The sequence below is a fragment of the Paenibacillus sabuli genome (assembly GCF_014705605.1).
In the GTDB taxonomy this organism is placed as follows: domain Bacteria; phylum Bacillota; class Bacilli; order Paenibacillales; family Paenibacillaceae; genus Paenibacillus_D; species Paenibacillus_D sabuli.
Genome location: NZ_JACXIZ010000045.1, coordinates 38,939 through 62,715, shown reverse-complemented (window position 1 = coordinate 62,715; position 23,777 = coordinate 38,939). Strand labels below are relative to the sequence as shown.

The following is a 23,777-nucleotide window of genomic DNA, read 5'->3' as shown; positions in this document are numbered from 1 at the left end:
CTATAATATAAAATCGTAACACGAGATACAGGAGACTTTATTTTGAACAAACTCAGCCCGCTGGTGCGCTTTCGCAGCATCTGGAATCCCGACGAACCGAATATGAAATGGATGATCACGCTGCTGCTGTTGTTCGGCGTGTTGTCGGTCGTACTGGCCGTCGGCATCGGTCCCGTCGCCGTGGCGCCGGTCACGGTCGCCAAGATCGTGCTAAGCAAGGCGCCGATGCTGCGCGATGCGATCCCGATCACCTGGACGCAGCTGGACGAGAACATCGTCTGGACGCTGCGCTTGCCGCGCGTGCTGCTCGGCATGATCGTCGGCGCTTCGCTTGCCGTTACCGGCGTCGCCATGCAGGCGCTGGTGCGCAATGCGCTGGCCGATCCGTTTATCCTCGGGGTGTCCTCGGGCGCGGCGGCGACGGCCACGCTGGGCATGCTGTTCGGCGTGTTCGCTTTTTTCGGGACCTATGCCCTTTCGATCAGCGCCTTCCTCGGCGCGGCGGCCACGATTATCGCAGTCTATGCGATCTCCAGGGTCAAGGGCAGCATCAACATCACGCAGCTGTTGCTCTCGGGTGTCGTCGTGGCGATGATCATGGACGCGATCACCAATATCATCACGCTCAGCGCCCCTAATGCGCTCGGGCTGCACAATGCCGCATTTTGGATGTCGGGCAGTCTGGCCGGCGCCAAGTGGGGCTATTTGACGTTGCCGCTGATCGTGATGATCGGCTGCATGATGGTCTTGATGACGCGTTATCGCGCGCTCAACGCTCTGCTGCTCGGCGACGAGACGGCCGGCACGCTCGGCTATCATGTGAGCCGCTTGCAAAAGCTGCTCGTGCTGGTCGCCTCGCTGCTGGCCGGCGTGACGATTGCGGTCAGCGGCTCGATCGGCTTCGTCGGCCTGATGGTGCCGCATATGGCGCGGCTGCTCGTCGGCTCCGATCACAAGCGCGTGCTGCTCGTCAGCGCGCCGCTCGGCGGCATCCTTGTCGTCTGGACCGATGTGGTCGCTCGGATCGTCATCGCGCCCCAGGAGCTGCCGCTCGGACTGCTGACGGCACTGATCGGCGGTCCGTTTTTTATCTGGCTCCTCAAGCGCAAACCACGAATATAAAGGCGGTGCTGACATGAAACTGCAAGTGGAGAACCTGAACTATTCCTACGATGCCTCCCCGCTGGTCGCGGATATTCGGCTGCATGTCAAGCAAGGCGAATTCGTCGGCCTGATCGGCCCGAACGGCAGCGGCAAGTCGACCGTGCTGAAAAATGTGTATCGCGCGCTCAAGCCCGACTCGGGATGGCTCGCGATGGACGGCGAGGATCTGCAGGCGATGAAGCCCAAAGCGCTCGCGCTGCAAATGGGCGTGGTCGGTCAGGAGAATACGGTGCCGTTCGATTTTATGGTGGAGGATATCGTAGGCATGGGGCGGAGTCCGCACAAAAGGCTGCTCGAGGGCGACCGCCCCGAGGATCGCCGAATCGTCGCCGCTGCGCTCGCCCAGACGGGGATGGCGGAGATGGCCCGGCGCAATTACCGCAATCTGTCGGGCGGCGAAAAGCAGCGCGTGCTGCTCGCCCGCGCACTCGCCCAGCAGACCGAACTCCTGATCATGGACGAGCCGACGAATCACCTGGACATCTACTATCAGCTGCAGATGTTCGATCTGATTCAGACGCTGGGAGTGACGGTGCTGGCGGCGATTCACGATCTGAATCTGGCGGCGCTCTATTGCTCGCGCCTCTACGTGCTCAAGGCCGGGCGCCTGCATCGCGCCGGGACGCCGGAGGAGGTGCTGACCCCCGAGCTGATCCGGGAGGTGTATGGCATCACGGCGGAAGTCGCGGTGCACCCGGCGACGGGCAAGCTGTCGATCGCCTACGTGCCGGCGGGTATGGCGCAGCGGGAAGCGGCGCTCGTGCGATAAGCCCGGCGGTCCGGCAAGCGGATGGTGTGAACACTAAGAGAGAAATGGGGAGAAAGCATGAAAAAAAGGTACTTGGCCGCAGGCGCGGCCCTGATGTTGACGGCGGGACTGTTGGCGGGATGCGGCAGCGGGGAGCAGCCGGAGGAGCGCCGGGATGCCGCGCAAGACAACATCCAGGATAACGCAGACCATGGAGATCAGGCAGCGGCCTACGCGCCGGTCACCGTCGACAATTACGGCCGGGAGGTTACGGTGGAGGACAAGCCTTCCAAGGTGCTGACACTCGGGCCCAACGCGTCCGAGCTGTTCGTCGCGCTCGGACTGAGCGACCTCGTCATCGGCAACAGCCTGGACAATCACAGCCGCGGCGCGCTGCCCGAATACGAGGAAGCTTACGCCCGCATTCCGGAGCTGACCTACGGCTCGGCGACCCGGGAAGCCGTCGTTACGAGCGGCGCTGATTTCATCTACGGCATCGATTGGGAATTCGGCGGCGACGCACTGGATGTCGAAGAGCTGGCCGGACTCGGCATGACGACCTATATGAACAGCGCCTCGACGCTGGAGGAGATGTACGGAGAGATTCGCGATCTGGGCCGGATTTTTGAGATCGAGGGGGAAGCCGAGGCGTTCGTCGCCGATCAGCAGGCCCGCATCGCGGCTGTTCAGGAGCAGGTCGGACAGCGCGAGGCGATCGATGTGCTCGTGTACGACAGCGGCGGCGACGGCGTGTTCACGGCGGGCGCGCCGAATTTCGAGACGCTGCTGATCGAGCTGGCCGGCGGCCGCAACGTATTCGACGACATCGAGGATCAGCAATGGACCACGGTCAGCTACGAGGAGGTGCTGAGGCGCCAGCCGGAGGTCATCGTCATTCACGACTATGACGCACCGTCGCTGGAGCAGAAGATCGCCGACATCCAGGCCGACCCGGCCTTGTCGCAGCTGGCAGCCGTGCAGGCGGAGCGGTTCGTCCCGATCTCGCTGGAGAGCGTGCTGCCGGGCGGCCGCATGGCCTATACCGTGGAGTCGCTGGCCCGAGGCTTCTACCCGGAGCTGTATCAGTAGGCCGCACTCGCATTGCATTGCATTGCATGCATTGCGATTGGCGGCATTCCCCATGCGGCTCCGGGCATCACCGGCGGCCGCGCGCGGCGCCTAAGCGAAGGCCTCGGCCATGCGCGACAGTTGCGTGTAGCTGATGCGCACCGATTCCATCGGATCGCGGCGGCAGCGGTCCTGCTCGACGACATACCATTCGACGCCGCTGCGCTCGCCCCATTGCAGAATCGGCGGAAAATCGATCCGGCCGGTGCCGATCTCGGCAAAGGTCTGCTCCGCATCGTCAGTCATGTCCTTCAAATGAATGAGGGGCATGCGTCCTGTATACGGGGCGATGAACGCGAGCGGATCGCGGCCGGCCTTCAGCACCCAGTAGACGTCGATCTCCGCCAGCACGGCATTGTCCGGCGCGGGATCGAGCAGATAGCGCAGGGCGGGCTGTTCGTCGATCGTCGTCTCGAATTCGAAGGCGTGATTGTGATAACTGATGCGGATATTGTCGCTTGCGCAGCGCCGGGCGTACGCGTTCAATTCGCTGCGCAGCGTGCGGTAACCGTCGGCATTGCGCATCGCCTGCGGCGTGTTGGAGCAGATCAGGTCTCGCGTGCCGAACAATTGGGCCTCTTGGATCAACCGCTCGCCATGCTCCAGAATCAAGGGCAGCTGGACGTGCAGTCCTGCCGTCTTCATGCCGGTTTCCCGTATGACGGCGGCCAGTTCCTCCGGATCGTAGCCGTGATAGCCGGCCAGTTGCACGCCGGCCCACCCCATCCTCCCCAGCTCGCGCAGCACGCCGGGGAAGTCCTCCTTGCAGGCATCGCGCAGCGTGTGCAGTTGAATCGCTATTTTATTGCGCATTGTGTACTCCTTTCGCTAATTTGTCGTTTGGTTGCAGTGTATGCCTTTACATCCTAGCGGAACGCCGCTAAGATGAACACAGTTCATCTTCCGCTTGGTATGCGGATTTTACGATTCATTTGGGAGGTCGGCCTTGTGAGCGAAGCGTTGGTCGAGTTGGGGGCCTGCAACCATGCGGTGCATGAGACGCCGTTTGCAAGTCGCAAGAAGCACCGGCATTATCTGTTCCGGCTGCAGGTCGAGGGGAGCGCGCACGTCTGCCTGAACGGCGTTCAGTACCGGCTCGGGGGCGGGGACTTGCTGATGTGCCGTCCCGCGGACGCGTACGAATTGAGGCTGGAGCCCGCGGCGTCGGGACCGGCGTTGCGCAGCGCGGATTATTTCGTCTATTGCAGCGGCGAATGGGTGGATTGGTGGTGGGATGAGGCATTGCCGCGCGTCGTGCATGTCGGGCCGAACGAGCAGATTGTGCAGGCCTTTCGCAGCATCGTATATGAGCGGCGGCGCGTGCTGGAGCCCAGTCCCGAGATTCAGGACTGTCTGGCGCGCTTGCTGCTGCTGGCAATTCGGCGCCTGATGCGGAGTGGTGCAAGAGCGGCTCCCAGGCTGTATATGCCCTACCGGATGAAGGAATACATCGAGCAGCAGGCCACGCAGCCGCTGACCCTGCGGCAGATTGCGGCGCATGTCGGTCTTGGGGTATCGCGCGCCTCCGAACTGTTTCGCGCCACCTTCGGCACCTCGCCCATGGATTATGTCATTACAATCAGACTGCACATGGTGCGCGAACGCGTATTGTACGACGACATCGGGCTCGAGGAAGCGGCCTACGCCTGCGGCTTTCGCACGTACACGCATTTCAGCCGGCTGTTCAAGGCGCGCTTCGGCATGACGCCCCAGGCCTTCAAGCGGTCGAACAAGCTAATAAGAAAGAAGGGATCGAATTGACACGAAACGAAGCCGTATACGACGTATGGTGGAGCCATGCCGAGAGTGAGGAGAGCATGGAGGACGAGCATCGTCCGGGCTGGGACGAAGTGATCCGGCTGATGCCGGAGACGGACTTGTCCGCGTGCAAGGTGCTCGATTTTGGCTGCAACCGCGGCGGATTTTTGCGTCATTTGCATCAGGCGAGGCCTTTTGCGCAAGGCGTCGGCGTCGATCTCGGGGCGGAATCGGTCAAGCTGGCCGAGCAGCGCAAGGGCGCGCTGCCGCTGACATATGCCAATACCGGCTCGCCCGAGGCGCTCGGCATTGCGTTCGATCTGGCGTTTGCGCTGTCGGTGATTTACCTGGTCGGCGACCTGCCCGAGCATGCGCGCAAGATCGCCGCAGCGCTGAGGCCCGGCGGCGTATACTACGTCACGTACACGGATTTGTCGGACAATGCGAGCGCAGCGTTCTTCAAGCGCGAGATCGAGCGCTACAGTCGTCTTGAGGCGCATATGCATGCGCTTGACGATTTCGCAGACGCGTTTGCGGCGGCGGGCTTTCAGACCCAGGCGATGCGCCGGCAGCCGTCCGGATTTTTGACGCTGGGCAGCGAACGCGACTTCTTCCGTTCGTCGCGTGACTACGTGAAGTCGCAGTATGAAGAGACGTATCTGCTGCGTTTTTCGCTTTCGCCCGGCTTGGCGGGCCAGTCAGAGCGGAGCTAATGGACACCAGCGAACACCAGCGACGACGCTTAGCGCATCATTCGGACACATGACCGTTACAGCCAGCGCGACCACCTGAGGGCGGTCGCGTTTTTGCTCTGAGCGCAATGTGCTGTCAAATGATGCGTGCGGGCGGCTTCTTTACGAAGCTTTTCACTCGTATGACAGCCCGGGCGACAGTTATTCGTCAAATTCACAGTAGCGTGATTTCGGCAGGTTTGCCATGATGAAGAAAGGCTTGGTGGAAAGGAGGACGAAAGTAAAGAACCTTATGCTGCTTGACTATAATGGAGAAGGAGTTGTTCGAATGAAAGGGATGACAGCGATGGTAAAATGGGTCATCGGGGTCACGGGGGTCCTCGCCCTGGTGCTGACAGCCGGCATGCTTCCTGGTGCGGCTTCTGCCGCAACGCTCGATGTAACGGCTTATGGCGCCGACGGAAGCGATGCGCTTGACGATACGGCGGCGATTCAGGATGCGATCGATGCGGCTTCAGCCGGGGATACGGTCTATATTCCGGACGGTACGTACTACGTGTCGGAACAGCTGGATATGAAATCGGAGCTGATCTTGACAGGAGCGGGCCGCGATTTAACCGAGCTGATTTATACGGGAACAATTGATAGCGTTTTCATCATGCTGGATGACCTCGATAACGCCGAAATTTCCGATATGACGCTGGACGGGAACTTGAATGCCGCGCTGAATTTTGCGATTCGGGCCAATCAGGGCGGCGGCCATTATGTGCATCATATGCGGATCAAGGACATGGTGTCGCATCCGGCGTTTGGATCGATGGCGATCTACTTCACCAATTCCCCCGATCCGGTTGTAACGGACAATATTCTGACGAATATCGGTGTGGACGATACGTATGGCGGCGGCATCCGCCTTGCCTGGAATTCGCATCGGGGGGTTGTGCTGCGCAATACGATTACGGATACCGGAAGAGGCGGGATTTTCGGCAACAACGGTTGCGAGAATATGATTGTGCGTGACAACAAGATCAGCGGTTCGGGGCATACGGCAAATGGTCTCTCCATTGAGCTGCACACCGATTGCGACGGATCGGTCGTCGAGGACAACGAGGTGGATCATTTCCTCAGTGTGGTGCAATCCCAGCACGTAGCCGTGCGGCGCAATACGGTCGAGGATCTGAGCGGCGTGTACAAGGGGTTCGGTCTGGAGCTGATCTCCGGCAATTCGATCGCAACCGATAATATCGTCGGAGACGGCAATCTGATCGGCATCTCGACCTCCGGGGTCAGCGACTATCAATACATCGGCCATAATACGATCGATACACTGGCGCAATGGGGTGTGCAGTTGCAGGGTAATACGGCCAATAACACGTACGTGCGCTACATGTATTTCTACAAATTCAATTGTCATCCTCAATACGAAAGTGGATGCGCTATACGCAGCCGGGAAAATTAATGTCACGAATAAAACCGGACCGGAAGCCAGTGCCTTATTGACGATGTTGCAAAGCGGCCAGGCTGTGCCGCGTATGCAACTGATTCCGATTTACGCAGGCGCACAGACCGGGAAGACGGCGGACTTCTTCACCATGGTGAATTATGATTCGTTTGATGGATACAATCAAGATGAAAGCGCAATCATGCTAAACGTCAATTCGGATTGGCTGGTCAATAACATCAAGACCGTGAATGCGTTGGGCGGATTTGGCGAATCAAGCCTGTTTTTGGTCAATGCCGAAGGAGAAATCATCCATGCGGACAATGCAAGCGCTTCTTTTTCCGAGCAACTGAGCGAGCGGGTCCTGAGTCAACGCTTGAATCAGGAGCAGCCCTTCGGATACTTTACGTCCGAAATTGCCGGAGAACGACAATTTATAACCTATATTGATACGAATGTGCAGGATTGGATCATTGTCAGTGCGCAGCCCTATCAATCCGTGGTACAGGGCATCGAGAGGTGGAGAACATTCACCCTGCTGGCCATGAGCGGCTTCCTGGTATTGTCCGTGCTGCTGTCTTTCCTGGTCGCCCACAAGCTCTATCAGCCGGTGGACCGTATGATCAGCGCGATTCGCAGCAGCCGCGCGGAAGCGAAAGGGCAGGATGTGCGCATGGACCCGGACGAGCTGCGGTATGTATCCGAGGTGTATGACCAGACGCTGCAGCAACTGCAGCGGGTCAGGCTGGAGCAAGAGAGCGGTCGGCGGCTGGCGGAAAACTATTACTTGCGCAGGCTCATTACAGATAGCGCGTCCTTCTCGGAGGAGGAGGCCGGCCATTATTCCAAAATGTCCGGGTTATCGCTTCAGGAGGCTGGCGCGTACCGCTTGCTTATTTTGAAAATCGACCGGTGCGTTGAATTTTCGAGCCGTATCAGCCAGGAGCAACGGAATCTGTACGGGTTTGCCGTATCCAATATCGCGGGAGAGCTGTTTGCAGCTCCTTATCTATGCGAGGCTGTGGATATGAAGGACGGACATATCGTCGTGCTGCTGAGCGGTGCGGCCGGAGACATCGCGGACGAATCGCAATTGACGCATCTCTCGAAGCAGGTACAAGAGATCGTCGCTTCGTAATATCATGTATCGTTATCGATTGCATTCAGCCGGCCGGTGTCCGATTACCGCATGCTCACCGAGAATTACCATCATGCGCTGCAAGTTGTGCAATATAAAATTGTGTTCGGACACGGCTCGATCATTGCGCCTGAGCGGGTCAGCCGTCATTTGGATTGTACAGAAATTCACGTGTCCCCGGAAATCGAGGCAAGGCTGATTGAAGGAATCAAGAAAAACGACCATGCGCAAATGCAGACGCAGCTGGAGCGCTACATGGCGGAGGTCGCGCGCTTCAAATACGACCATATGGTGCATGCGCTGATTCATCTGGTCATCATCATCAAGACCGCGATTGAAGAGATCAACGCCTACAGTGTGCGTCCGCTTCGATTCGACCTGGGCGCGGTCAGCCGCCAAGTGCTTGATCGGGAGACGCTGGAGGAAATCCATGTAATCCTGCAGGAGGTATGTGCGGAGATTCACGAGAGCCAGCAAAACAAACACAAGGACAAGTATGCCCTGCTTGTGGCTTCGATCAAAGAAATCGTGCAGCAAAACTATAAGGACCCCAACCTTGGCCTGCAGGCCATCGCCGATATGCTGGGGATGACGTCCGCTTATGTCGGGCGCATCTTCAAGCAGCACGAATTGAAATCGCTGGCCCAGTATATTGTGGAAGTCCGTCTGTCGCAAGCGGCGGAATGGCTGGAAAAGAAAAATTTCACGATTAAGGAGATCATGTCCTCGATCGGCTTTGTCAATGAAAGCACGTTTTTCAAGCTGTTTAAAAAGCAATTCGGCGTGACTCCGAAAGAATACCGATCGAAGAAGAAGGAGCAGGAGCAGGAGAGCCACTGAGCTCCCGCTAAAAGGCCGCAAAAAAAACTACACATCAGCATGACAAAAAACCATTGTGCAAATGTTATAAAACATCACATCATATGGATAAAAATGTTTTTAAAACCTCGTAAATGTGGTACGCTATGTGACATATAGCGTGTGCATAGAGAGACGGGGGCGTGGGGATATGACATACGACGACAAAAACCGACGTGCGGAGACGATCAAGGTTGGCATTCTTCATTCGCTGACCGGCACGATGGCTATCAGCGAACAGGTTGTCAAGGATGCGGAACTGATGGCGATCTCGGAGCTGAACGCCGCAGGCGGAGTGCTTGGCCGCCAAGTGGAAGCGATTGTGGAGGACGGAGCTTCGGACGGGCAGACGTTTGCGAAGAAGGCCGGAAAGCTGCTTGAGACGGACCGCGTCGCGGCGGTGTTCGGCGGCTGGACGTCGCTCAGCCGCAAGGCAATGTTGCCCGTCTTTGAAGAAAGTAACGGGCTGTTGTTCTATCCGCTGCAGTACGAAGGCATGGAAATGTCGCGCAACATTTTCTATACCGGGGCGACGACCAATCAGCAGGTCGTGCCGTCCGTGGAATGGTTGATGCGGCATGTCGGACGCCGCTTTTACTTGCTGGGATCGGATTATGTCTTCCCGCGCACCGCGCACGCCGTGCTCCGCAAGCAGCTGGAGGCGTCGGGAGGCGAAGCGACGGGCGAGTCGTACCGGCCGCTCGGCCATATCGAATTCCGCGACGTGTTGGAGCAGATTCGGGAGCTGCGGCCGGATGTCATATACAGTACGCTGAACGGCGACAGCAATGCGGCGTTTTTCCACCAATATGTCGATGCGGGATTCTCCCCCGACTCGCTGCCGGTGATGTCGATCAGCATGGCGGAGGAGGAAGTTCGCGCGATTGGTCCACAGCTGCTACAAGGCCACTACACGACATGGAGCTATTATCAGAGCCTCGGTCTTCCCGCGAATCAGGCGTTCGTGGCCAATTTTCGCCGTATGTACGGCGAGGATCGCGTCACGTCCGATCCGATGGAGGCGGGTTATACGGCAGTCCATCTATGGGCGGCGATGGTGCGCAAGGCCGGCTCCTTCGCGCCGGACGCGGTGCGGGCCGCCGGCGGCGGCGTGCAATTCGAGGCGCCCGAAGGGCTGGTCACGGTGGACGGACGAACCCAGCATGTGTGCAAAAAAGCGCGGGTCGGCCGGATTAAGGCGGACGGGATGATCGAGGAAATGTGGCAATCCGATGCGGCGATTGTTCCCGATCCCTTCCTGGAGGGCTATGCGTGGGCGCAGTCGCTGAGCGGGCGCGATCGAGCGAATGCCCCGGCGAGCGCTCGCCGGGGCAAGCGCTATGCCGGCCTGACGACGCTGGCGGGCGCGCTCGTCTGCGGCGCGGCGGGCATCGCCTTGCTGCTGCAAGAGACGGGCCCAGCAGGAGCAAGGCCGCTGACGGACTGGGGCGCCGCGGCGTTGATCGGCGCCGCGGGAGCATGCGCGGCCGTCGCCGTTCGCGCCTACGCGGCAGAGCGGCATTCGCCGTGGCGAGCCGCTTTGCATCGTCTGGAGCGCGCCGCAGCCGGCGATCTGAGCGCAGCCGAGCCTGCGGAGCAGGCGGAAGGCCGGGGCGACGGGCAGTTGCTCGCAGATGCGGCGGAGCGGGTCGTCGCTCGCATGCGAGAGGTGGTCAGTCAGATGAGCGGAGCGGCCGATCTGCTCAGCGGCGAAGCGCAGACGCTGTCGTTCGAGTCGAAGCTGACGCTGCAGGCCTCGGTCGACATCGCCGGCGCCAACGGTCGATTGTCGGAGCAAGCGGCGGCTCAGCGGCTGGCCGCTACGGAGACGGCGGAGACGATCGGCGAGGTGGCGATTGGCATTCAGCGCGGCGTGCAGGCTGCCGTAGCCGTCAGCGAGAGCGTCGCCGAGGTCGGGCGGCTGACCGAGGAAGGCGTGCGTACGATGGCGCTTGTCACGGAAGAGATGGAGACGATGACCCGGGCTTGCGCCGGACTCCGGCAATTCCTCGCCGAGACGAAGCGGCAGTCCGGCGATATCGGCGGCACGCTGGACGCCATCAACCATGTCGCCAAACAAACGAACATTCTGGCGCTCAATGCGAGCATCGAAGCGGCGCGGCTCGGCCGAGCGGGAGCAGGATTCGTGGTCATCGCCCATGATATTCGCCAACTGGCCGCGCTCTCGCAGCAATCGGCCGTCAGGCTTGGCCATCTGATCGACTCGATGCGCAGCAATACGGAGACGGCGGCAGTCGCCATCGACGACAGCACGCGCGGCGTCGCCGATGCGGTCGAGCGGATGTCGGGCATTCTCGGATACGTGTCCGGCTCGGTCAACAGCATGGCCGAGGAGATTCAGAATTCAACGGTGCTGTACGAGCAAATGTCCGCCGGGTCGGACAGCGTCGCGGCATCCTCGGCCGCTCAAGCGACGCGCATGTCCGAGATGGCCGCCGCTGTGGAGCAGGTGAAGCGCCAGACGGACGAGCAGCAGATCGCGACGCGGCAGATTGCCGTCAGCGCCAACTCCTTGTACCGCGTGGCGGAGCAACTGCAGCAATCGATTCACCGATTCCGGGTATAGCCGTCCGTGGAGCGCGCGCCTCCGAGCTGTTTCGGGCGACCTTCGGCACCTCGCCGATGGATTATGTCATTACGATCAGACTGCATATGGTGGCGAACGCATATTGTACGAAGACATCGGGCTCGAGGAAGCGGCCTACGCCTGCGGCTTTCGCACGTACACGCACTTCAGCCGGCTGTTCAAGGCGCGCTTCGGAATGACGCCCCAGGATTTCCGGCGGTCGAACGAGCTATAGGTAAGGAAGGGATCGAATTGAATAAAAACGAACCGGTATATAAGGTATGGTGGAGCCATACCGAGAACGAAGAGCGCATGGAGGAGCACATTTGCTGCGTTTTTTACTGCCTTCCTCGTGATGCGGGGAGGGCTGTAGCGGCTACTCGAGCGGTGGTTGCCTGCTTGTTTCTTTTCGTGGATGCACGGTTTTTGTCGGCATGCTCGAACTTTGCTCGCTTCTCGATCCAGACATAGAGAACCAAAAGATGAGGATGCCGCGAATGATGTGTATTGCGGTTATTTGGCGTTCCCTCTACAGTGAAATTGCCTGCCATGCACCGATTTTGCAGAAGCAGGGTATTCGGGAAGGGAAGTGAGAGGAACGTGAAAAAAGAAGCAATGCGCAAGACGACGATCAGGCATCATGCAGACCAACGCTTAGCGGCTCGCAAGAAACGGCGCTTGCGGCAGCAAAAGCAGCTGGAACGAGTGGCGCTGCTAGTGATGACATTACTGCTGGCCGTGTCGCTACCAGGATGGGGGCCGGCAAGCAAGACGGCGCATGCCGACGAAGAGGCCACGGAAACGTGGGTGGACAGCGATTTTGAAAGCGTTACCATAGGGGACAAGCCCGGTTCGCCCTGGCTGTTCGGAAGTCAGCCGGCAGGAGCGAATGTGGCGGTGCAGGCGCTAGGAACGAACAAGGTGCTGCGCTTCGCCCAATATTCGGAGACGGCAAACAATTATATGCCGCGCGTCGATCTTGGCGAGGACATTGAGCAACTGGTACTGCGCTACCGGGTGCGGGCATCGCAGACCAATGCGAACCTTTACCTCCCCAGCCTAATGAGCGCAACCAACAGCGAGCTCACCAGAATTTCGATGGGCACCGGCGGCAATTTTGTCATCTGGAACAACGCGACCAGCGCGTGGGACCCGCTCCTCTCCTATACGCCTGGAGAATGGTACACGGTGGAGATGGTGCTGGACCAGCGCATCGGCAAATTCGATCTCCGTATTGACGGAGAGTGGATACTCGCTGGGCAAGACGCCCAAGTGTCGAATCAGGATGCCCGATATGTACGAATGGGAATCTACCGCAAGCACACAGGAACCTTCTATGTGGACGATCTGTCTGTGTCCGCTTACAAATCGGCGAGCGACGTTGCATTTGCCGTCTCGCCCGATCAGATCTCTGTCAACGACAGTCGGCGGCTGGACTTGACGTATACGCCGGTTGACGCCTCCATGCAGAGTGCGGTGTGGAGTACAAGCGATGATACGATCGCGACGGTTGATTCATTCGGCCTGGTAACCGGCATCAGCGCCGGTCAGGCGACGATTACCGCGATGCCACATACGCCCGGCGTAGCGCCGACTTCGGTGGTGCTCGACGTGTACGGCTCTCCTCCGGCAAGTGTCGTGCTGAATCGATCGGCACTGCAGCTCGAGACAGGGGGACGCGCCCGTCTGGATGCACAGGTCCTGCCGCTTGATGCAGCGAATAAGGGAGTCGTCTGGACGACATCCGATTCCATTATCGCGACGGTGACGGCGACGGGTGAAGTGATCGGTCATGCAGCCGGATCTGCGACGATCACGGCATCGTCCGTATTAAATGAAGCCGTGAATGCCGCCATAACGGTAGAAGTGACGGCCGAGCAGGCTCCTGCACCGGGAGATCTGCTGCATGAAGACTTCGAGGCGCACACCGAAGGTCTGCCCCCGGGTGTCGGATGGAGCGTGAGCAGTGCGCCAAGCGAAGTCGACATTACGGTGGAAGCGAGCTCGTCAGGCGATCAATTGCTGACGTTCAGTCAGACCGCGACGATGAACTATTCCTATTCGGGCATCGTGGATCTGGAGGAATCGGGGGAGGTGGCCGTGCTCAGCTACCGTGTGCGTGCCTTGCAGAGTAGCGGATTTATTTACTTGCCTCGGTTTTTCTCGAGCAGCGGCGGAGAATTGATGAAGCTGGGGATGAGCAGCGGCGGTTCGTTTGTCGTATGGGATACCACGCAGAACGGGTGGAAGAGTATCGGCCGCTATGTGGCCGGTCAATGGTACGACCTTCGTATTGCGCTGGATACGAACACGGGAGCATTGGACGTGAGCATCGATGGCGAATCGGCTGCTGTGCAGTGGCCGCAAGCACAGAGCGGTGTAGACGTTGGCCGCATTGGTATGGGCTTTTACCGCTTGAGCAAGGGCAGCTTTCAACTGGACGATCTGAATGTGTACAGCGAACAGTCGGCCACGACCGCGGAATTCGAGCAGAATAGCTACACCGTACCGCTCCACGGCATGCGCCAATTGAGGCTGGTATTCGATCCGTCCTCAGCAACGTGGCAGAGCGCCTATTGGAGCAGCGCCAACAGTGCGGTTGCTGAGGTGGATGCACAGGGAAGGGTGAGCGGTGTAGGCATAGGCAGTACGACGATTACGGCGGATCCTGTTGCGCCGGGCTTGCCTTCGATCAGCGCGAGCGTGACCGTAGAGGAAGTCTTGCCTGCATCGGTCGCGGTGGATGCCACAGCGCTGACGCTTGTGGAGGGCGCGAATGCGCTGCTTTACGCTGCGCTGACGCCGGAGGAGGTATCCTTTCCGGCGATTACTTGGAGCACCTCCGATGCCGGCGTCGCGACAGTCGATGAAGGATATATAGAAGCGCTCTCTCCCGGAACAGCCGTTGTGACGGTTGCGTCGCAAGCCTATTCTTCGGTAGCGCAGACGATTGCGGTCACGGTCGTGCCGGACGCCGCACCGCTGCAATTGTACGTCTCGCCAAGCGGCAGCGACAGCGGCGACGGGTCGCTCGGATCGCCTTTCCAGACCTTGGCCAGGGCGCAAGCGGAAGTCCGAGCGCGCAATGCCAATATGGATCGGGATATTGTGGTGAATGTACGAGGCGGCCTGTACCGATTGTCGGGGACGTGGCAATTGGGGACGGCTGATTCCGGGACGAATGGATTCCGCGTGAGCTGGCAGGCTTATCCGGAGGAAGAGCCTGTCATTAGCGGGGGGCTGGCGGTCAGCGGCTGGACCTTGTATGACGCAGAGACGGGAATTTACAAGGCTGACTTGCCCAGCGGTACAGTGAGCAGACAATTGTTCATCGACGGTGTTCGGGCTACGCGGGCACGCAGCGCCGGAGGACTGCACGAACCGCAAAAAACGAATGACGGGTATGTGAGCGACGATGTTGCACTGACGGAATTTGCGCGTCCTCAGGACTTGGAATTCGTGTATAAGGAGCAATGGACCAATCCGCGCATCGGCGTAGCCTCTGTGTCGCTGCAGAACGGTAAGGCGCGCTTCTATATGGACGAGCCGGGCTGGAGCTCCGTCACGAATAAGGGCGGTACCTCTGCAACCTTCCCGGTCTACTACGAAAATGCGTATGAGCTGTTGGATGAGGCAGGGGAATGGTATCTCAACGAGCAGACAAGCGAACTGTTCTACAAGCCGAGAGTGTGGGAGAATATGTCCACAGTCGAAGCGACGTTGCCGGTGGTCGAGCAACTGCTCGAGATCGCGGGAGAGTCGGTGGACGCTCAGGTCCGTCATATCCGATTCGAAGGATTGACGTTCGCCGATACGACGTGGATGCGTCCGAGCACTACGGTTGGTCACTCCGACGCGCAGAATAATCATTTGCGGGATCTGGGTACGCCGGATGTGCTGCCGCCGGCCGCAGTAACTGTATCGCACGGCTACGATATTGACTTTGAACGCAATACATTTACCCGACTGGGCATTACTGCGCTGAAGCTGGAGGAAGGGGTACAGTTCAGCGAGATTCGCGGCAACCAATTCTTTGATTTGTCCGGCGGTGCTGTCAATGTCGGCGAGCCGTCGGTCGTGGCATCGAACGCCAACCCCGAGCACCCGCGCATGCGGATGAGAAGCAACGATGTTGTGAATAACTACGTGCATGACATCGGCGTCGACTTTATGTCAGCGGCTGCGATATCGGCCGGATTTCCGGAAAATATGCGGATTCAAAATAATGAGCTGTTCTCGATTCCGTACAGCGGGATGCACATCGGCTATGGATGGGATTATGAATTTGACAATGTGCTGCGCAATACGCATATCGAGCACAATTTCATACATGATCTGATGGGGCAGGGCATATACGATGGCGGCGGCATCTATACCTTGGGCAGCTCCGGAGGAGATGAAGGGAGCTACAATACGGTCTCGTACAATTATATTCGCAATCAAATGAATGACTACGGACCGCTCTATCCCGACCAGGGCAGCAGCTACTGGAAGTTCTCCCACAATGTCATCGACGTGCTGGAGAGCCCGTATTGGAACAGTGGAACTGCCAGATGGACGCATGGCAACAGCAATCGTAACGTTGTATTCGACAATAACTACACCACGACAGCGAACCGGAACAGCAACGGGGCCGTGAATGTCAGCTTTACGAATACGCATGTATACGAAGACGCAGACTGGCCCGAGGCCGCCCAGGCTATTATAGCGGATTCCGGGCTCACGGCAGCGTATGCGGATATTCGCAGAGGCTACACCGAGCGCCTGCATGTGCAGGAAGAGCTCGTACTCACGAGCAGCGGGCCTGCAGGGACGATTGCAATATCCGCAACCGACGGCAAGGACGCCACGCTGGATACATCTCATGTGCAGGTGTATCTGCAGGCGGAGGACGAGTCGATCGTATCCATTTCCGGCAATGGGGACATCAGCGGGCTGCAGAAAGGGCACACGACAATTCATGTGTATATGCTGGACCGAAGCCTCCTCCGCACGGCCGAGGTTGAGGTCTATGTCGATGATGAATTGGACCAGGTTGCGCTTGCACGCACGCCACAACTGGACGTCTTTCATGTAACGGTAGGCGAAGCCTACACGCCCTCGTATATCGGCAGGACGGAGATGGATCGGCTAGTCGAGCTGGATGAGGTGACGGCCGTCAGCAGCGCGCCAAGCGCGTTGGCGATTGGAACGAACGGCGCGTTGACGGCATCGTCAGCGGGCAGCTATACGCTCACAGTGACCGGCGAAGTCAACGGCGTGGAACGGTCGCAGCCCTTCACCGTGATCGCGCAGCAATCAGGCGTCGGCGTCGCCACCCCGCTAGCGGATGAGCTCGCGGATCTGCCGGGCTGGTATATCGCGAAGACGGGCAGCGCGACCGGCAACGGGTCCGGTACGGCTGTCACCTTGTCTTCGGCGAACGGACATGCCGTGTACCAAGGCAAGACCTACTTGAATGAAGTGCTTGGCTTTGATATGACGATCCAGGCCACCGGCGGTTGGCCATCGCTCCTGCTGCGCAATCAGGATGCGCAGAGAGGCATCGAGGGCACGACGTACATTATGACGATCAAGTCCGATGTGATCGAATTACAGCGCTTTAACAAGGGGCAGCGAACGGTCATTTACGGCAATATTTCGGGCTATACGAGCCTCGGCGGACCTGCCATCTCGAATACGATGTTGCCGTACGGACAGACGCACACGATTCAATTCGGCGCGATCAATGAGAGCGGCGGCGTACGTCTGGTAGCGGAAGTGGAGGGCCAGCCGTTGTTTAATTTCCTGGATACGGGGGCAGGTGCGATTCGCGAGGAAGGCTATCTGGGCGTGTACGCTCGCACAGGCAGCACGACATTGGCAGTCGAGACCCCGTAGCTCGCTTCTCGAGCGGTTACAAAAATCGTGTACCGGGGCGATAAACCCCGGTACACCAACGGTTTTCGGAAAGAAATCAAAAAGTGTGCATGCCGTAAATCATGCTGCTTTACGACATTGGCGTAATGGCGTACAGTTGATGCAGTCGGTTGATGCGCAGTCCGACAGGAACCGTTTGGATACGTTTTTTGGAACTGGATTGAGGGGGTGAAGAGGTGGCAATGGCCTACACTGAAAAAAAACCGGAGGAAGCGGCCCCTCGACTGAACAGTGGGAAAGGCAGTTTTCGAAGTGGGTTGTCTCGAAGGAACCGCGTGTGGATGTGTATGTTTGCGCCAGTGCTTGTCTATTTTATTGTCTTCAAGTACGCGCCGATGGCGGGCTATTTGATCGCATTCAAGCAGTACAATTTTACGGATGGCGTCTTCGGAAGTCCGTGGACGGGTTGGGACAACTATCGCATGCTATTCAGCGACCCTACGAGTTTGCAGACGATCCGCAATACGTTGGTCATCAGTTTGTTAAGTGTCTTTGTCGGGTTTCCTTTTCCTATTTTGCTGGCAATTATGTTCAATGAAATTCGCAGGGTGTGGTTCAAAAAATCGGTTCAGACGTTGCTGTATCTGCCTCATTTTTTATCATGGGTCATTGTAGGCGGGCTCGTCGTGACGATTTTTTCACAGGAGACGGGGATTATCAACCAGTGGGTGGAGCGTCTTACCGGCGAGCCTTTTCCGTTTCTATACCGGGAGGGGAGTTGGCTGGCTGTATTCTTAGGATCCGGCGTATGGAAAAATGCCGGCTTCGGCGCGATCATTTACTTGGCGGCCTTGTCGTCGATTGATCCGAGTCTCTATGAATCGTCGGCCATCGACGGAGCCGGGAAATGGCGCCAGATTTGGCACATTACCTTGCCCGGTATTCGTTCCACGATTGTCTTGATGCTCATCTTGTCGATGGGTAACGTCATGGAAGTCGGATTTGACCAGGTTTATGTGTTGCAGAATGCAACCGTATCCCGGATCGCAGATGTCATCAGCACCTATGTATACCGGTTGGGTCTGCAAGGTATGCAATTCAGTCTGACCACCGCAATGGGACTTTTCGAGTCGCTTGTCGGCTTGATCCTGGTCGTGACGGCCAATCGTATTGCGCGAAGGTTTGGTCAGCAGCTTTGGTAAAGGAGGCGCGCAATGAAGGCGACATTAGGTGAAAAATGGTTCTATGGCTTGAACTACGTGATCTTGACGCTTGCGGCGTTGTCCTGTCTGCTGCCCATTCTGAACATCTTCGCGCTATCTTTTAGCGATTCGAATTCGATTCTTAATGGTAGTGTGAACATTTGGCCAAAAGGATTCAATCTGGAAGCCTACGAGACGCTGATTTCCGGAACGCCGATTGTCAGGGCCTTTATGAACAGCTTGCTGATTACCGTTGCAGGTGTGGCGTTCTCGCTCCTGTTCACGATTTTGGCGGCGTATCCCCTTTCGCGACGAGGGTTCACCGGAAGAAGAGTGTTGACGCTGATGATTGTATTCACGATGCTGTTCAACGGCGGACTGATTCCGAACTACCTGGTCGTGAACGGGCTTGGCCTGGTCAATACGTATTGGGCGCTCTGGTTGCCGGCGCTGGTAAGTGCGTTCAATATGATGATTATGAAAAATTATTTTGAGAACCTGCCCGATGAAATTGAAGAAGCCGCTCGAATGGACGGCTGTGGTGAAATTCGGCTAATCTTGCGCATTGTTCTTCCGCTGTCCTTGCCGATGCTGGCAACAATTGCGCTGTTCTACGCCGTTTACTTCTGGAATGCGTTTCTGCAGGTCATGATCTATATTCAAGATACCCGGTTATTGAACATGACCGTGCTGGTGCAGAATATGATTCGCAGTCAATCCATGATGCAGTTTATCAATAATGTGCAGCCGGAAGATATGCAGGCGATCGCGCCGGAAAGCGTCAAGAGTGCAGGCATTGTCGTGATGATCATTCCGCTCATGCTGGTTTATCCGTTTTTGCAGAAGTATTTTGTCAAAGGCGTGATGATCGGGGCAGTTAAAGGGTAAAAGCCGGGTACACGATTAAAGGGGGATAAAAAAATGTTGACGCCAATCCAAATGAGAACCAAAACCAAGTGGAAACGTACGTTGGTCGCTTCAGGTCTTGTGGCCGGACTGTCGAGCATCCTGATTGTAGCGGGATGCGCATCGGATACGGAAGGCAATGCGGGAAGCGGCAAGGAGGGGGATGCGTCCCATACAGAAGCCGCTTCGAACCAACAAGGCGCATCTGAAGAATCAACGAAGGCGCGCGGTTCGATCAGCGTTGCGATCTATGATCGCGGCAATATACCTGCCGATGAGGGGACCATCGAGAATAACCGCTGGACCCGGTACATGAACGAAAACGGACCGGTTGATGTGAAATACGTGGCCATTCCGCGTTTCGATTCGATTGCAAAATACAACACGCTGTTCGCTTCGAGCAGCGCGCCGGATCTGATCTTCGAATATGATTCCAACTATCGCGATCAGTTATATCAACAAAAGCAGCTGTTGCCGATTGATGATGAGCTGTTGAAGACCTACGCTCCTGATTATTACGACTACCTGGAGCAATATCCTCTGATGCGCAAAATCGGCACCAAGGAAGACGGACAGTTGTATGAGCTGGGCGCTGTCGGCACGATGCTGCCGAATCACGTGCTATTCATCCGGAAGGATTGGTTGGATGCTTTGCATCTGCCGATCCCGCAGACGACGGAGGAGCTGTTCCAGACGGCCAAGGCTTTTGCCGAGCAGGATCCTGATGGCAACGGCAAGGACGATACGTACGGATTCTCGCTTAGCTTCGTCAGCGGGATGATGCTGGACTACATGTTCGGCAATGTGTTCACCATCTATGAGAAGTATCCGTGGTACATTCAAGAGGATGAGCTGGTCCACGATTGGGAGCGTTCCGCCGCAGCGGTGTCGTACAAAAAACGGATCTACGATGAAGGCCTTGTGGATAAAGACTTTTTGACCGATACCAAGGGAGAGAAAGCCAAGCAAGACTGGGTGAACGGCAAGTTGGGGATCTATGGAGCCAATGGCGGATTTAACGATGTGACCATGTACGAGGCCTTGATGAATGTCAATCCGGATGCAGAGATCGTGCCGATCGCATTGCCCGAATCGGAATTCGGCCAGTTCAGTCCGGCATTGACTACGCCGATTCGCAAGACGGCCGCGATCAACGCGAGTGCAAAGGATCCGGGGGCCGTCCTGGAATATGTGAATTTTCTGATCCAGCCGGAAACGACGACGACGTTGTCGTTCGGGATCGAGGGCGAGCACTTTGAACGCAAAGAAAACGGGTGTCCGATAGCGATCAATCCGGAGAAGCGCAAGCAGGAGATGGGCTATCAGGGCGACATGAATATGCTGAACTGGCGTGATGTGCAAAATCCGGAGTGCTTCGGGGTCACTGCCTACCTGAATCCTGACATGTCGAGTCTATCCGAAGCGGCTGCAGGGCTCGCCAAGCTCCGGGTCGACGGCTACGCGTTGTATGTGAATAAGGAAACGCCGCTGCCACTGTACACCATGATGGATTATATGCCGAGCATGCCGCAAGATCTGCAAATGTTGAATACGAACGCCTTGAACGCCATTCAGGATATCTGGGTAAAAGCGATTATTGGCGGTACGTCGTATACGGTTGATCAGGCGGTCGCCGATGCCAAAGCCGCATGGGATCGTGCCGGCGGGGAGCGGGTCGATGATTGGTACAAGCAATGGTACCAGGAGAACAAGGAAACTGCGATTTTAACGGAAGATATCTATTCCCTGACGGGAAACTGACGTATAATGGAAAAGGCTTGCGGCGATGCCGCAAGCCTTTTGGCGCCGTGGCGGGTACCGTGACTAAAAGCCAAGGATCTGCTCGGCGGTGCCTGTATCAACAAGAATATGCAGAATTACAACAGATGAAGGATGATCACACTATATGAAACGTTCCGGCTTCGCACGCTTGTTGTTTTCGTATTTGCCGGTGTTTATCGTGACGGTGGCGGCACTGTTTTTTTTGTTTTTTATTGTGATTGCCAATCAGGCGAGGGAAGAGGCGGCTGCGTCAAGTCAACGATTGGCGACGCAGGTGTTGCATATGCTGGACAGCCAGATGCGGTTCATTGAACAGACGGTTGTCCGTGAACTGCTGATTAATTTGGACGTGACTGCTTTTTTCGATGCTGCCCAGACAGAAGATCCGATGGTTGGTTACAGCGCGGCCTCCAGCCTGAACAGCCTGCTGGTTGCGATGCCGTTGGCGGAGTCGGCGTATTTATATCGGGTATACGATCAGCGAGTGTTGTCGGCCAGTCGGTTCCTGGAAGCGGCCCTTTTTGCAGATTACGAATTTATTGCGCTGCGCCTGGAGCAGGGGACGAAGTCCGATTGGGGCAGTCCGCGGATGTACCGGGAGACGGAGCTCGAATCGTTCAGTCAGGTAATCAGCCTGTCGAAGTTGATTCCGCTCGGCTCCGGGGATCAGGGCATGCTGGTCGTCAATGTATCCGTCAGTCGACTGCGAGATGTGTTCGCGAGTCTGTCGGGCTCGGAGATGACCTACCTCGAGCTGCGCGATGCGCAAGGCCGTGTGCTGGCCAATAACGGCGGGGAAGCCGCCCGCAGGGGGAGGGACGACCTGTACAGGTCGGATGTCGGGCCCTGGACGGTTGCGGCCGCAATCAAGAAGCAGCCGCGGGGTGGACAGATGCCAGTGGCAACGGCAGGCTGGATCGCGACTGGCGCGGTGATCGTATTGCTCGGTCTAATCTGGCTGCTTGCAATTGTGCGGCGGCACTACCGCCCTGTGCAGTCGCTGTACAACCGTGTGTTTCAATATACGACCGATCGACTGGAAGGCGGACGAGCGGGTGGTAGCCCTGAAGGCGAGCTGAACTACATAGCCCGTGCGATCGATTCCTTGCTGGTGGACGCCCAGGCCGGACAGGCCTATCGGGATCGCCATTATTTTCGAGAGGTACTGGAGCAGGTGCGTGTGGCAAACGAAGCAGAGTGGCGCTCTTTGTCTTTTGGCTTTCGATGGGATGATGCACGGCCGCTTTTGGCCATGATCGTGGAGATTGACCGCTTTCCCTCGTTTGCCGAGCAGTTCTCGGAGCGTGATCGCCGCTTGTACCAGTATATTGTGGGCAATGTCTGGGGCGAGCTGGCGCGGGACGAGCAGGGCGAGTACCTGTTCGAGTGGTTCGCACCGGAGCGTATGGTGACCTTGTTTCGCTTGGGCGATGCAGAGGAGGCGTCGTCAGGTCAGTCGGGTCAACGAGATGCGAATCATCTGGAGCAACGGGCGGCAGCTGCCGCGGAGGCGCTGCGCGCATGGATAGGCGGTCACCTTGGCTTTACAGTGACGGTGGCGCTGGGACAGCATGTCGGCTCAATGACGGAAATTGCACTGTCCTACGAGGATGCGGTGCACGTCCTGGATTACCGCTCTACGCTGGGTTCCGACCGGGTATTGACACATTCGGCCATTGCTCCGGTTGTCGCGAACCGTCCGGAGCTGCATGCACTGCTGCAGATGGCCGGCGACATCGGGTACGCGTACCGGATGCTGGAGAGAGGGTGGTCGCAACAATTCGAGGAATTATTTGATCGCATTGGCGAGGGCGTATACGCGCGCGCCGAATTGGCGAGCCTTATGGATTATTTGCTGTATGCGATCCAGCGGGGGCTTCATGAGATTTCGCGTGAAGTCGCTGAACGTTGGCGTCAAGAGGAAGGGGCTGAATCGCAACGGCTGCTGCGCGATTTCGAGACGCTAGAGGAATTGCAAATGCAACTTCCGCCCTTGCTGATGACCTTTTCCTCAAAAGTCGCCACCATTCGTCAGAGTCGCGGTCATCACGATGTCGTTCAACACGCCAAAGCATTTATTGATGACAATTATGCGAATCCCGACCTGTCTCTGATGCTGGTGAGTGACCAATTAAACATTTCCTATACGCAGTTAAGCCGACTTTTCAAAGAGCAGCATGGCGAAAAATTCGTTGACTACCTGGCGCGGCGCCGAATGAGCAAAGCTGCGGAGTTGTTGCGGCAGACCCCCGATCCGGTGCAGGAGGTGGCGACGCAGGTTGGGTATATGCATCCTTTCTCCTTTATTCGAACGTTCAAAAAGCTGTACGGCATGACACCGGGCGAATATCGGGATCGCAACTAGCCGAACACGCGATACCCTTGCGAGCCTCGATGCCCTGAGGGCGGTCGCGTTGTGGCGTCAGGTAAGGCAGCACGACGCTTCGTCCTTGTCATATGCAGCACACGACCAGTTATGAAAGTCATCTCATGCGTATTGCGTCCCGCATGCCG

16 protein-coding genes are annotated in these 23,777 nt (G+C 57.5%); 15 read left to right on the top strand and 1 reads right to left on the bottom strand.

Features of this window, described 5'->3' with window-relative positions; genetic code table 11:
* Window positions 1-102: 102 nt before the first annotated feature.
* The 3 genes from IDH44_RS21690 to IDH44_RS21680 are packed head-to-tail and all read left to right on the top strand — an operon-like array spanning window position 103 to window position 3,001.
* Window positions 103-1,122, top strand: a complete 1,020-nt coding sequence (locus IDH44_RS21690; RefSeq protein WP_190920933.1) for a FecCD family ABC transporter permease — start codon at window positions 103-105, stop codon at window positions 1,120-1,122.
* Between the two features lie 13 nt (window positions 1,123-1,135).
* Complete coding sequence (locus tag IDH44_RS21685; RefSeq protein WP_190920916.1) at window positions 1,136-1,933, top strand: ABC transporter ATP-binding protein; 798 nt, start codon at window positions 1,136-1,138, stop codon at window positions 1,931-1,933.
* 57 nt (window positions 1,934-1,990) lie between these two features.
* A complete protein-coding gene (locus tag IDH44_RS21680) occupies window positions 1,991-3,001 on the top strand; it encodes an ABC transporter substrate-binding protein (RefSeq protein ID WP_190920915.1) in 1,011 nt (336 codons plus the stop codon).
* A gap of 90 nt (window positions 3,002-3,091) precedes the next feature.
* On the opposite strand, the gene IDH44_RS21675 is transcribed toward IDH44_RS21680, so the two are convergent.
* Window positions 3,092-3,853, bottom strand: coding sequence for a sugar phosphate isomerase/epimerase family protein (locus IDH44_RS21675; RefSeq protein WP_190920914.1), 762 nt, complete (start codon window positions 3,851-3,853; stop codon window positions 3,092-3,094).
* 135 nt (window positions 3,854-3,988) lie between these two features.
* On the opposite strand from IDH44_RS21675, the gene IDH44_RS21670 reads away from it, so the two are divergent.
* From IDH44_RS21670 to IDH44_RS21615, 12 genes are all read left to right on the top strand, one after another.
* A complete protein-coding gene (locus tag IDH44_RS21670; protein WP_190920913.1) occupies window positions 3,989-4,801 on the top strand; it encodes a helix-turn-helix transcriptional regulator in 813 nt (270 codons plus the stop codon).
* Window positions 4,798-5,511, top strand: a complete 714-nt coding sequence (locus IDH44_RS21665; protein WP_190920912.1) for a class I SAM-dependent methyltransferase — start codon at window positions 4,798-4,800, stop codon at window positions 5,509-5,511. The genes IDH44_RS21670 and IDH44_RS21665 overlap by 4 nt, the downstream gene beginning before the upstream one ends.
* A gap of 307 nt (window positions 5,512-5,818) precedes the next feature.
* Window positions 5,819-6,949, top strand: a complete 1,131-nt coding sequence (locus tag IDH44_RS21660) for a right-handed parallel beta-helix repeat-containing protein (RefSeq protein WP_190920911.1) — start codon at window positions 5,819-5,821, stop codon at window positions 6,947-6,949.
* A gap of 73 nt (window positions 6,950-7,022) precedes the next feature.
* Window positions 7,023-8,069 carry a PDC sensor domain-containing protein gene (locus IDH44_RS21655; RefSeq protein ID WP_190920910.1) on the top strand — a complete coding sequence of 349 codons (1,047 nt, stop codon included), beginning with the start codon at window positions 7,023-7,025 and terminating at the stop codon, window positions 8,067-8,069.
* A 51-nt stretch (window positions 8,070-8,120) separates the two neighbouring features.
* Window positions 8,121-8,909 (top strand): helix-turn-helix domain-containing protein, encoded by a 789-nt coding sequence (locus IDH44_RS21650; RefSeq protein ID WP_190920909.1) that lies wholly within the window; start codon window positions 8,121-8,123, stop codon window positions 8,907-8,909.
* 169 nt (window positions 8,910-9,078) lie between these two features.
* On the top strand, window positions 9,079-11,514 hold the full coding sequence (gene urtA / locus IDH44_RS21645) for an urea ABC transporter substrate-binding protein (protein WP_190920908.1): 2,436 nt from the start codon (window positions 9,079-9,081) through the stop codon (window positions 11,512-11,514).
* 103 nt (window positions 11,515-11,617) lie between these two features.
* Window positions 11,618-11,749 (top strand): helix-turn-helix domain-containing protein, encoded by a 132-nt coding sequence (locus IDH44_RS26755; RefSeq protein WP_223869919.1) that lies wholly within the window; start codon window positions 11,618-11,620, stop codon window positions 11,747-11,749.
* 365 nt (window positions 11,750-12,114) lie between these two features.
* On the top strand, window positions 12,115-17,394 hold the full coding sequence (locus IDH44_RS21635) for an Ig-like domain-containing protein (protein ID WP_190920906.1): 5,280 nt from the start codon (window positions 12,115-12,117) through the stop codon (window positions 17,392-17,394).
* A gap of 320 nt (window positions 17,395-17,714) precedes the next feature.
* Complete coding sequence (locus IDH44_RS21630) at window positions 17,715-18,575, top strand: ABC transporter permease (RefSeq protein WP_223869923.1); 861 nt, start codon at window positions 17,715-17,717, stop codon at window positions 18,573-18,575.
* 12 nt (window positions 18,576-18,587) lie between these two features.
* Entirely contained in the window at window positions 18,588-19,463 is an 876-nt protein-coding gene (locus IDH44_RS21625; RefSeq protein ID WP_190920905.1) for a carbohydrate ABC transporter permease, read from the top strand.
* A 33-nt stretch (window positions 19,464-19,496) separates the two neighbouring features.
* Window positions 19,497-21,242, top strand: coding sequence for an extracellular solute-binding protein (locus tag IDH44_RS21620; protein ID WP_190920904.1), 1,746 nt, complete (start codon window positions 19,497-19,499; stop codon window positions 21,240-21,242).
* A gap of 145 nt (window positions 21,243-21,387) precedes the next feature.
* Entirely contained in the window at window positions 21,388-23,628 is a 2,241-nt protein-coding gene (locus IDH44_RS21615) for an AraC family transcriptional regulator (protein WP_190920903.1), read from the top strand.
* The last annotated feature ends 149 nt before the right edge of the window (window positions 23,629-23,777 follow it).

Excerpts from the sequence above, each read along its gene's own strand:
- IDH44_RS21675 (WP_190920914.1), bottom strand. The coding sequence starts at position 3,853 with ATGCGCAATAAAATAGCGATTCAACTGCACACGCTGCGCGATGCCTGC.
- IDH44_RS21660 (WP_190920911.1), top strand. The coding sequence starts at position 5,819 with ATGAAAGGGATGACAGCGATGGTAAAATGGGTCATCGGGGTCACGGGG.
- IDH44_RS21685 (WP_190920916.1), top strand. The coding sequence starts at position 1,136 with ATGAAACTGCAAGTGGAGAACCTGAACTATTCCTACGATGCCTCCCCG.
- IDH44_RS21620 (WP_190920904.1), top strand. The coding sequence starts at position 19,497 with ATGTTGACGCCAATCCAAATGAGAACCAAAACCAAGTGGAAACGTACG.
- IDH44_RS21625 (WP_190920905.1), top strand. The coding sequence starts at position 18,588 with ATGAAGGCGACATTAGGTGAAAAATGGTTCTATGGCTTGAACTACGTG.
- IDH44_RS21690 (WP_190920933.1), top strand. The coding sequence starts at position 103 with ATGAAATGGATGATCACGCTGCTGCTGTTGTTCGGCGTGTTGTCGGTC.
- IDH44_RS21615 (WP_190920903.1), top strand. The coding sequence starts at position 21,388 with ATGAAACGTTCCGGCTTCGCACGCTTGTTGTTTTCGTATTTGCCGGTG.
- IDH44_RS21655 (WP_190920910.1), top strand. The coding sequence starts at position 7,023 with ATGCAACTGATTCCGATTTACGCAGGCGCACAGACCGGGAAGACGGCG.
- IDH44_RS21650 (WP_190920909.1), top strand. The coding sequence starts at position 8,121 with ATGCTCACCGAGAATTACCATCATGCGCTGCAAGTTGTGCAATATAAA.
- IDH44_RS21630 (WP_223869923.1), top strand. The coding sequence starts at position 17,715 with ATGTGTATGTTTGCGCCAGTGCTTGTCTATTTTATTGTCTTCAAGTAC.
- IDH44_RS21680 (WP_190920915.1), top strand. The coding sequence starts at position 1,991 with ATGAAAAAAAGGTACTTGGCCGCAGGCGCGGCCCTGATGTTGACGGCG.
- urtA (WP_190920908.1), top strand. The coding sequence starts at position 9,079 with ATGACATACGACGACAAAAACCGACGTGCGGAGACGATCAAGGTTGGC.